The sequence below is a fragment of the Bradyrhizobium quebecense genome (genome assembly GCF_013373795.3).
GTDB lineage: Bacteria > Pseudomonadota > Alphaproteobacteria > Rhizobiales > Xanthobacteraceae > Bradyrhizobium > Bradyrhizobium quebecense.
On record NZ_CP088022.1, the window covers coordinates 163,713 to 173,084 of the forward strand.

11 protein-coding genes are annotated in these 9,372 nt (G+C 62.0%); 5 read left to right on the forward strand and 6 right to left on the reverse strand.

Features of this window, described 5'->3' with window-relative positions; translation table 11 throughout:
• Window positions 1-33: 33 nt before the first annotated feature.
• Entirely contained in the window at window positions 34-1,227 is a 1,194-nt protein-coding gene (locus tag HU230_RS00895) for an OpgC domain-containing protein (protein ID WP_176533377.1), read from the forward strand.
• A 29-nt stretch (window positions 1,228-1,256) separates the two neighbouring features.
• Here the strand turns inward: HU230_RS00895 and hemN are convergent, their stop codons facing one another.
• The 6 genes from hemN to HU230_RS00925 all read right to left on the reverse strand — a co-directional run bounded on the left by hemN (window position 1,257) and on the right by HU230_RS00925 (window position 5,707).
• Window positions 1,257-2,609, reverse strand: coding sequence for an oxygen-independent coproporphyrinogen III oxidase (gene hemN, locus HU230_RS00900; RefSeq protein ID WP_176533376.1), 1,353 nt, complete (start codon window positions 2,607-2,609; stop codon window positions 1,257-1,259).
• Window positions 2,610-2,662: 53 nt separating this feature from the next.
• Entirely contained in the window at window positions 2,663-3,340 is a 678-nt protein-coding gene (locus HU230_RS00905; RefSeq protein ID WP_176533375.1) for a helix-turn-helix domain-containing protein, read from the reverse strand.
• A 190-nt stretch (window positions 3,341-3,530) separates the two neighbouring features.
• Window positions 3,531-3,695, reverse strand: a complete 165-nt coding sequence (locus tag HU230_RS00910) for a hypothetical protein (RefSeq protein ID WP_176533374.1) — start codon at window positions 3,693-3,695, stop codon at window positions 3,531-3,533.
• Window positions 3,696-3,714: 19 nt separating this feature from the next.
• Window positions 3,715-4,437 carry a CBS domain-containing protein gene (locus HU230_RS00915; RefSeq protein ID WP_176533373.1) on the reverse strand — a complete coding sequence of 241 codons (723 nt, stop codon included), beginning with the start codon at window positions 4,435-4,437 and terminating at the stop codon, window positions 3,715-3,717.
• Between the two features lie 62 nt (window positions 4,438-4,499).
• Window positions 4,500-4,823: a c-type cytochrome gene (locus tag HU230_RS00920; protein WP_176533372.1), complete on the reverse strand. Its 324-nt coding sequence runs from the start codon at window positions 4,821-4,823 to the stop codon at window positions 4,500-4,502.
• A 47-nt stretch (window positions 4,824-4,870) separates the two neighbouring features.
• On the reverse strand, window positions 4,871-5,707 hold the full coding sequence (locus HU230_RS00925; RefSeq protein WP_176533371.1) for a universal stress protein: 837 nt from the start codon (window positions 5,705-5,707) through the stop codon (window positions 4,871-4,873).
• Window positions 5,708-5,872: 165 nt separating this feature from the next.
• On the opposite strand from HU230_RS00925, the gene phbB reads away from it, so the two are divergent.
• The 4 genes from phbB to HU230_RS00945 all read left to right on the forward strand — a co-directional run bounded on the left by phbB (window position 5,873) and on the right by HU230_RS00945 (window position 9,369).
• Window positions 5,873-6,598, forward strand: coding sequence for an acetoacetyl-CoA reductase (gene phbB / locus HU230_RS00930; protein ID WP_176533370.1), 726 nt, complete (start codon window positions 5,873-5,875; stop codon window positions 6,596-6,598).
• Between the two features lie 14 nt (window positions 6,599-6,612).
• On the forward strand, window positions 6,613-7,092 hold the full coding sequence (locus tag HU230_RS00935; protein WP_224942808.1) for a CBS domain-containing protein: 480 nt from the start codon (window positions 6,613-6,615) through the stop codon (window positions 7,090-7,092).
• Entirely contained in the window at window positions 7,089-7,469 is a 381-nt protein-coding gene (locus HU230_RS00940; protein WP_176533368.1) for a hypothetical protein, read from the forward strand. The genes HU230_RS00935 and HU230_RS00940 overlap by 4 nt, the downstream gene beginning before the upstream one ends.
• 85 nt (window positions 7,470-7,554) lie before the next feature.
• Entirely contained in the window at window positions 7,555-9,369 is a 1,815-nt protein-coding gene (locus tag HU230_RS00945; RefSeq protein WP_420840829.1) for a PHA/PHB synthase family protein, read from the forward strand.
• Window positions 9,370-9,372 lie beyond the last annotated feature (3 nt).

Sequence of the window (9,372 nt, forward strand, 5' to 3'; positions counted from 1 at the left end):
GTTGGGCAAGCCGCCGACAGTTGGTAACGGTCCATGCTTTCTGATTGTTCGACCGGCCGCCTGAACGGCCGGAATGTTCACCGGAACCCCGCATTCCTGACGGTTCATCCGGGGAAAGACGACAGCGTGCCCTTGGACCGCGATCTCCGGCTCGACGTGTGTCGAGGTCTTGCTCTCTGGTGCATCTTTCTCGATCACATTCCCAATAATGTCTTCAGCTGGTTGACGCTGCGCCACTATGGCTTCAGCGATGCGACCGAAGTCTTCATGTTCGTGTCCGGCGTGACCTGTGCGCTGAGCTACAGCGATGTCCGCCGTCGTGATGGGTGGGCTTCAGTCTTCGCGCATACGCTGCTGCGAAGCTGGGAGATCTACGCGGCCTTCCTCATCCTGACCGTAACGCTTGCCGTGGTCGTGTATGGCTCGGGTAGCGACCAAATGGCGGACCAAGCCAACGTGAAGATCCTGCTGCAAAAGCCGGGTGCAGCGCTGGCCCATGCCGCCATCCTGATGTATCGCCCCGTGAATACGGATGTGCTGCCGACCTTCGTGCTGTTTCACCTATCGTTTGCACCTGTTCTCTGGGGAATATTGAAGTTTCCGAATGCGTCCCTGCTGATCTCCGCCTTCATCTATGCGCTGGTCCAATCGTACGACTGGAACTTGCCGGAGTGGCCGGTCAATCAGTGGTACTTCAACCCGCTTGCCTGGCAGTTCCCCGTCGTTCTTGGGGCGTGGTGGGCGATTCGGGGCTACCGGATGTTCGGGCGGGAAATCGTGTCGTGGCCCGTCGTTGTAACTGCGATAGCGTACCTCGGCCTTAGCCTCGTGATCACATTGAGCTGGGAGATCGAGCCATTGGCGGCCGCGATCCCGAGCTACATTGCGCGGGTGATCTATCCGATCGACAAGACGGATCTGGACCCGCTGCGGCTCCTGCATTTCCTGGCGATCGCGGTCGTCGTGGCGAGGTACGTGCCGCCGAATTGGCAGAGATTTGGCAGGGGCGGCCTGAAGGGCGCAATTCGTTGCGGCGAGCGTTCGCTCGAAACCTATTGTGCGGCCGTCGTGCTATCCCTGCTGGCGGGTTGGTATCTCACCGAAGTGTCCAACGGCATCGCGTCGCAGTTCGTGGTGAGCGCTGCAGGGATCGCGGTGCTCGTTCTGCTTGCGACATGCATGACCTGGATCAGCAAACGGAGCAGGCAACATCCAAAGCTGCTCTAAAAGGGGTGCACCCCCGCCATGGTCGCAACCTAGACCGCTCGGCTATGCCGGGCCGTGGCGCGACCAAGGTGAGCGTCGAACGCCGAGGCGACGCTTCGGGCCAGGAATTCCGCGTCATCGTTGATCGAGAGGCGATCACCCATCATCGTCACGGCACCGTCCGCGATCAGCCTGTCGAGCCGGGAACGATCGACGACGGCCGAACTAGGATCCCAGCGGTGTCGGCGGCACATTCCCGGCAGGTCCACGGCCATGTCGCACATGATGCGCTCGATGATGTCGGCACGGAAACGGTCCTCTGCGGTCAGCATGTAGCCCTTGACGGTGGCAAGCCGGTCCTCGGCGATACGCGCAAGGTAGTCGCGTGTCGCGACTGCATTCTGCACGAAGCCCTGCGGCATGCGGCCGATTGCGCTGGCGCCCAGACCAATCAGGGTCTCGGCAGAATCGTCCGTATAGCCTTGGAAGTTACGCCGCAGCCGGCCCTCGCGCTTTGCCATGGCCAGATTGTCGCCAGGGAGCGCGAAATGGTCGAGGCCGATGCGGATGTATCCGGCATCGGTCAGCGCCTGCGCGATTGCTTCGGACTGACGATGCCGCTCGAGACTATCCGGCAGCGACGCTTCGTCGATCATGCGCTGGTGCTTCTTGAAGGAGGGAATATGGGCATATCCGAACACGGAAAATCGGTCGGGCCGCAGCGCGACGCATTTGCCGACAGTATCCAGGCAGGACGCGACAGTCTGAGAGGGCAGGCCGTAGAGCAGGTCGAAGTTGATGCGACCGACGCCAGCACGGCGCAGCCGCTCGACCACTTCCGCGGTCTGCTCAAGGCTCTGCGAACGATTAATGGCGTGCTGAACGACAGGATCGAAGCTCTGGACGCCAAGGCTCGCACGGTTGACGCCGCTGTAGCCCAATGCCTCCGCCATCGGCTCGGTCAGGGTGCGGGGATCGATCTCGACGGCGATCTCGGCATCGGGCTGCACGAAGAACGAGTAACGTAGCGCGCTGACGAGATCGGCGAAGGTTTCGGGCGTCATGATCGTCGGGGTGCCGCCTCCGAAATGGATGTGGGAGACGGGTAATCGCTGACCGACCGCTTCCGCAACGAGGTGCGCTTCGGTGCGAAGGCCGGCGGCGTAAATGGCGACCGGTTCGTCGCGCTGGGAGATGGAGGTGTGGCACCCGCAGTACCAGCACATCGACCGGCAAAACGGCACATGCAGGTAGATCGACGCCGGCCGGCGAGTTGGAACCGACCTGAGCCATGTCCGGTAGTCAGCCTCGCCGACCTCCGCAGAAAAATGCGGAGCCGTGGGATAGCTGGTGTAGCGTGGCAGCCTGTCCTGCCCATAGGTGATCGCCAGGTTCGACCGCATTCGATTCCTTGCCTCTCACTCGCCGCCGGCTCTCGGAGCCTGGCGCGCCCTTCTCACGCCGCCATGATCCGGTTCGACATCGCACGGTTGCGCAGTTCCACCCGGCGCGAGGTCGGAAGCGAGATCACGCCGTTCTGCTCAAGCTGGGTAAAGGTGCGTGACACCGTTTCGATCGTCAGTCCGAGATAGTCCGCGATATCCTGGCGCGACATCGGAAGCTCGATGGCGGCATTCTTGAAGGCGCGGCGCGCCATGTCATGAAGGAAGCCGACGACACGATCTTCGGCGCTGCAGATCAGGAGCATCAGATGCTCCTGGAAACGGCGCAGCTCCTGGGCCGTAGCATCCCACAGCTGCCGTGCCAGATCCTTTTCGTGGCCGGCACGGACCATGAGCGCGGCGCGCTTGACCACGATGACCCGGGCCTCGGAGACGGCCTCAGCCGAGGAGATATGTGTCTCGCCGGCCTCGAAACCGAAGATATCGCCGGGGAGATAAAAAGCACCGATCTGGCGACGCCCGTCTTCCAGAATCCTGTAAGTTCGGACGGCGCCGGAGACGACCTGGTAGAGGTATTCCGAGGCCTCATCCTCACCGTAAATCTCGCTGTTGCGTGCGAACCGCATCGGCGTCCCAATCATGCCGAAGGGCCCTTCAACACGCGCCTGTCGGTTGAGGATGCTGGTCGGGTGACGGCTGTTCTCGAGAGAAATGGCGTTCTGGGTCTGCATGGCGACGCTCCATGGATGGGAAGATCGATGGAGCCAGGTTGATCGCATCTGACGGATTGGGAAATTTGGATATTTCCCCTAAGTAGAAGCCACTTACGTATTTGTACGTAGGTCCAGGGGGGTACAGAGGAATAGACGGTGGCCGCACGCCGAGACGTCAGTGTCTCGGCGCGCGGGGCGAAAAGCGAGGCTAGGTCCCGTTCTTGTCGGGATAGGCAGCGCGTGTGGTGGCTCGATTCCCGTCCTGTTCCTCACGCCAGCGCGTCGTGCTGCGATCGGTCAGGACGAGCGCGAGCGCAAAGATCGAGAAGATGAGACAGACGGCTGTGACGACAAGCAGCGTACTCATTGCCATGTTGATCTCCTCGATCGGATCAGCCGGCCGCCTTGATGTCTTCCGGCGATTCCACATAGTACCCGGAATAACCGTCGACGAAGCAGAGGTGATCATGGACCTCCTGGACGCCCGAGGTGTTCTCGGCGAGCACGATCGCGGCCTGGCGCGCGCGGTCATCGAAGATCAGGCCGTGCAGATGCACGACGCCGTTGCGCACCCAGACCTGGAAGCCGGCGGGACGCCAGCCGGTGGCGTTGATTTCGCGCAGGATCCGTTCGCGGATATGGCTGTCGTCGGCGGTCGGGTCGGGAACCTCGCGCGCCAGCGATGCGACGGCCTGCAGGATGTCCGCCCGGGTGACGATCCCGACCATGGTCTTGCCGTTCACGACCGGCACCCGCTTCACGCCATGCTTGTGCATCAGATGCACGATCTCGTCGAGCGGCGTCTGCTCCTCGACGGTGATCGGGTTCGCCGTCATGACATCCTCGACCTTGCGACCGCGCTCGTGCACGAAATCGGTCGCGGCACGACCCACGCCGGTGAACAGTTCCAGCCATGCTGAGCGCTTGTGGCCCGTGCCGATCTCGCCGCGCTGCAGGAAATCTCCCTCGGATACCATGCCCCTGAGCGTGCCGTCTTCGTCCATCACCGGCAGACCGCTGAGGTGACATCGCAGCATGATGTTGGCCGCATCCAGGATCTTCGTGTGCGGACTGACAGCGATGATATGCTTGGTCATGATCTGATGCGCACGCATGTCGGACCTCCGTGTTGATAAAAATAGAATAAAGCTCCGTGCACTCCGCACATTGACCTGGCTCAACGGTCTGCTTGCCCGCGCTCCAGCGATTTCAAGAACAGAATGAAGTCGCCCACCTGGTCCGCCTCGAAGCTGAACTGGGGCATGGTCGGATGGCCGGTGACGATTCCTTCCGCCAGCGATTCCTGCAGCATCTCGACCGGATAGCGTTCGTGCAATGTCCGGAACGGAGGTGCTATCTTCAGCGGGCTCGGGCTCACCTTGTCGATTGCATGGCAGCGGGCGCAGTAGAGCTGCGCAAGGCGACGGCCTTGCGCCTGGTCCGCAGCAGCTGGAGTCAGTGCGGCGCAGATCGCGCCGATGATGACGAATCCGCGGGCCACATGCCTTGGAAATGTTCCGGCAGGATACTTCACAATTCGACCCTCGCTTAGTGAGACATCAGGACCGGAACGGTCATCGCGCGCAGCATGTCGCGCGTGACGCCGCCGAGCAGAATTTCCTGCAGACGGGAGTGGCCGTATCCACCCATCACCAGAAGATCCAGGCTCTCATCCGCCGCGATCGACAGCAAGATCGACTGAACCTCCGACTTGGACGCCGGCAACGATGTGATCTTGGCCGGAAGACCGGCCTTGGCAAGATATCGCACCAGATGGTCGGCGGAGCTCTCCGCAGGGATAGGGTCAGGGCCATCGATGGTGATGATGGCAAGGGCGTCGGCAGCGCGCAGCAGCGGCATTGCGTCGTGGAGGGCGCGGGCAGCAAGCCGGCTGCCGTCCCAGCAGATCCCGATTCGTTTCGCCGAGAATGCGCCATGGAACGTGTAGGGCATGAACAGGACGGGACCGCCGGCCTGGAACAAAAGCTCACGTGGGATCACATTGTCATAGCTGTTGTAGTCGCCCAGCGGCTGGGCGACCACGGTGAGGTCGTGCAGACGCGCGTTCGCGCAGATGATCTCGCGCGCATCGATCGGAAGCGCACCCACCGCGCGGGTCGCGTAGGATATCCCTGCATTCCGTGCCTCGACGTCGAAGACGCGCAGCGCCGCCTCGGCGCGTTCGAGGGCCTGATCGTGTTCGGCCTCGAACAGCGAGGCGACCGCCACCCCCCCTTCAGCGACCAACGGTACGCTGGCAGTCTCGTAGCCGATCGCCATTGCGTCGAGATGCGCGCCGATGCCGAGCGCGAGCGAAACCGATCCGTCGACCGCGGGACGTGGCGACAGCTCCGTCGGAATGTGGACGAGGATGTTCTTGAACATGGGCCGTTCTCCAAAGGGGGATGGAAGAGCAAGTGCCATCAAAGCACCGGTCGAGGCGGGCCGATTTGATCTGCCTCATGCGCGTTCGTGGATTCTGATTGAGCGAGATCAATTCATCGAGCGTGTACTTCGCGCAAATGTTGTGCCCAGCTTGGAGGAGTCGGCATGGCGCGCGTCGCATTGGTTACAGGTGGAAGCAGGGGAATTGGCGCGGCGATTTCGCGGGCCCTCGCTGCTGGCGGGTGCCGGGTTGCGGCCTGCTATGCCGGAAATGCGGACGCTGCGCGCCGATTTGGCGAGCAGACCGGAATTCGCACCTTCCGGTGGGATGTTGCCGATTTCGATGTCTGTGCAGCTGGTGTCCGTGAGGTCGAAGCCGCGCTCGGTCCGATCGATATCCTGGTCAACAATGCCGGCATCGTGCGCGACGCCACGCTGCACCGCATGACGAAGCCGCAATGGGACGCGGTGCTCCGAACTGATCTGGATTCGCTGTTCAACATGTGCAGGCCGCTGATCGAGGGCATGCGGGCGCGCAAGTTCGGGCGGATCATCAACATCTCGTCGATCAATGGGCAGAAGGGCCAGATCGGTCAGACGAACTATGCCGCGGCGAAGGCCGCCGAGCTCGGCTTCACCCGCGCGCTCGCGCTCGAAAGCGCGCGATTTGGGATCACGGTCAATGCGATCTGCCCGGGTTACATCAATACCGAGATGCTGGCCGCGGTGCCGACTGATGTCATGCAGAACTCCATTCTGCCGCAGATCCCGGTTGGGCGGCTGGGGCAGCCGGAAGAAATTGCCCGTGCCGTCGCATTTCTTGCCGCCGACGAAGCGGGTTTCATCACCGGGTCGACGCTGTCGATCAATGGCGGCCAGCACATGTGCTGAATGGGAGAATGACCATGCTCGCAACTGACGTGATGCGCAGTTCATTCGCGACGATCAAGCCGACCGCCACGGTGCTCAACGCCGTCCAACTGCTGCTTGAGACTGATCAGCGCGGCCTGCCGGTGATCGACGATGCTGGAGCTCTCATTGGCATGGTTTCGGAGGGCGATTTCCTTCACCGTGACGAGCTTGGCATCAGCCCGCCGTCCGGAAACTGGCTGGAGTCGCTGCTCGGCATTGCCGAGAACACGCCCGAACGCGAACGTATGCGCACCTTGCGGGTCGGTTCGCTCATGAGTTCTTCTCCAATCACCGTCGATGTCGAGGCATCGATCGAGGACGTCGTCGCGCAGATGGATATCTACGATGTTGCCCAGGTTCCCGTGGTATGCGCCGGCGCTGTCGTCGGCATTGTCAGTCGCAGGGAACTGCTTGCAGCATTGGCGCGACGATTGAGAGAAGCAGAGAAAGCAAGCAGCGGAGTCACTTCATGAGCGAGATTGCCTTGCAAACACATGCGCATGCCGTCGTTTGGATCGATCACCTTGTCGCGAAGGTTTTCGGCATTGGGTTGACAGGAGTCAGCGCCACGGCCGTTCATGCTCATTTGCCCTCGCAGCATCTGCATCACAAGGCGAATACGATCGGCGATGGCCGCGTCCAGGCCGACGCGACATTCCTCGCCCGGGTAGGGGAGGCCGTGGGCGGTTGCAGCGATCTGCTCGTCATCGGACCAGGTATCGAGAGGACTGAACTGATGCAGTATCTCAGAACGGCAAGGCCCGACCTCAATTTGCATGTTGAGCCGAGCAATCATCCGACGGACGGCGAGATCGTGGCGTTGGGCCGGAAACGGTTCCGTTTCGACTAGGCAGGGACGTCTGGCGTTGGAGCAGGCGCCGAACGCAAAGACAGGTAAGGGCCGAGCTCATTCCGCTCGAGCAAGGAGGTGAGCGATGACAGTCCAAGCAGTTCTCGACCAAACCACATCCCCCGCCAACGACGACGTGGCGGCTGCAAGAATGCCAGCCTCCGTGGTCCCTGAGAGTGAAGGATCGACGGCGGCCGAATCGATCGACCAGCTGGCTCACGCGGCGATGGCGCGATGGACTGGGGGCATCTCGCCGGCGAGCCTTGCGCTGGCGTTTGCCGATTGGCAGCTCCACCTCGCGGCGTCGCCCGGAAAACGGCTTGAGCTTGCACTGAAAGCTCTTGGTGACGGCTCGCGCTTCGCGCGAATGGTGTCGACGCCGCATGCGGCTTGGCAGCCCTGGTTCATGGTCAAGCCTCAGCCGGGCGACAATAGGTTTTCCGGCCAGGATTGGTCGCTGCCGGCCTTCAATATCATGGCCCAGGCTTTCCTGCTGGGCGAACAGTGGTGGCATTCGGCGGCGAGCGACCTGCGTGGCGTCTCGAAGGCAAATGCAGCAATTGTGGATTTCACCGTCCGCCAATGTCTCGATGTCGTGGCGCCGTCCAACTTCGCGTTCAGCAACCCCGAGGTGCTGCGGCGAGCGATGGATTCAGGTGGCGGCAACTTCGTGTCGGGCTGGCATAACTGGCTGGAAGATTGCAAGGACCTGTTGAGCGCCAGTCCGTCCGGACCCGCCCCATTTGTGGTCGGCAAGGACGTTGCCGCGACCAAGGGCAAGGTTGTCTACCGGAATGAGCTGATCGAGCTCATCCAATACGCACCCGAGACGGCCGACGTTTGCCCCGAACCGGTACTTATCGTGCCGGCGTGGATCATGAAGTATTACATCCTCGATCTCTCGCCGCAGAATTCGCTCGTGCGCTTCCTGGTTCAACGCGGCTTTACGGTGTTCATGATCTCATGGCGCAACCCCGGGCCAGCCGATCGCGAACTTGGCCTCGATCACTATCGCAAGCTTGGGATCGACGCCGCGATCGACGTGATCAATCAGCTTGTTCCCGAACGTCCAATCCATGCGGCTGGCTACTGTCTTGGCGGGACGCTACTCGCCATTGCGGCTGCTCGGCTGCAGAAGGAGCGGCCCGGCTGCCTGCGCTCGGTGACGCTCTTGGCAGCCCAGGTCGATTTCACCGATGCTGGCGAGCTGACGCTCTTCATCAATGAAAGCCAGGTTGCGTTCCTGGAGGATATGATGCGGCAGCGCGGCGTGCTCGAGACGGCGCAGATGGCCGGTGCGTTCCAGTTGCTGCGGTCGAACGATATGATCTGGTCGCGCCTGGTACGCGATTATCTCATGGGCGAGCGCGCCGCACCGAGTGACCTGATGTCATGGAACGCGGACGCGACTCGCATGCCCTATCGGATGCATTCGGATTATCTGCGCAAGCTGTTTCTCAACAACGACCTTGCCGAGGGCCGCTATTTGGCGGACGGGCAGCCGGTGGCACTTTCCGATCTTCGCGCCCCCATGTTCGTGGTCGGCACCGTTCGTGATCACGTCGCGCCCTGGCGGTCGGTTCACAAGATTCACCTGTTGGCCGATGCCGATATCGCCTTCGTGCTGGCGAGCGGCGGTCACAACGCCGGCATCGTTGCTCCGCCGTCGGAGGAGGGGCACAGCTATCAGTTGTTGGAGAAGAAGGCGGATCAACCTTATGTCGGCCCCGACCAGTGGTTGCGGAAGGCGGTGAATCGCGACGGATCCTGGTGGCTGGAGTGGGTTCGCTTCCTCACGGCACATTCCGGTGCGTGGGTGCCGGCGCAGTCGGCGCTTTACGCGCCCGGGGGTAGATCGCCGCTCGACGATGCGCCTGGACAGTACGTCCTGCAGCATTGATCC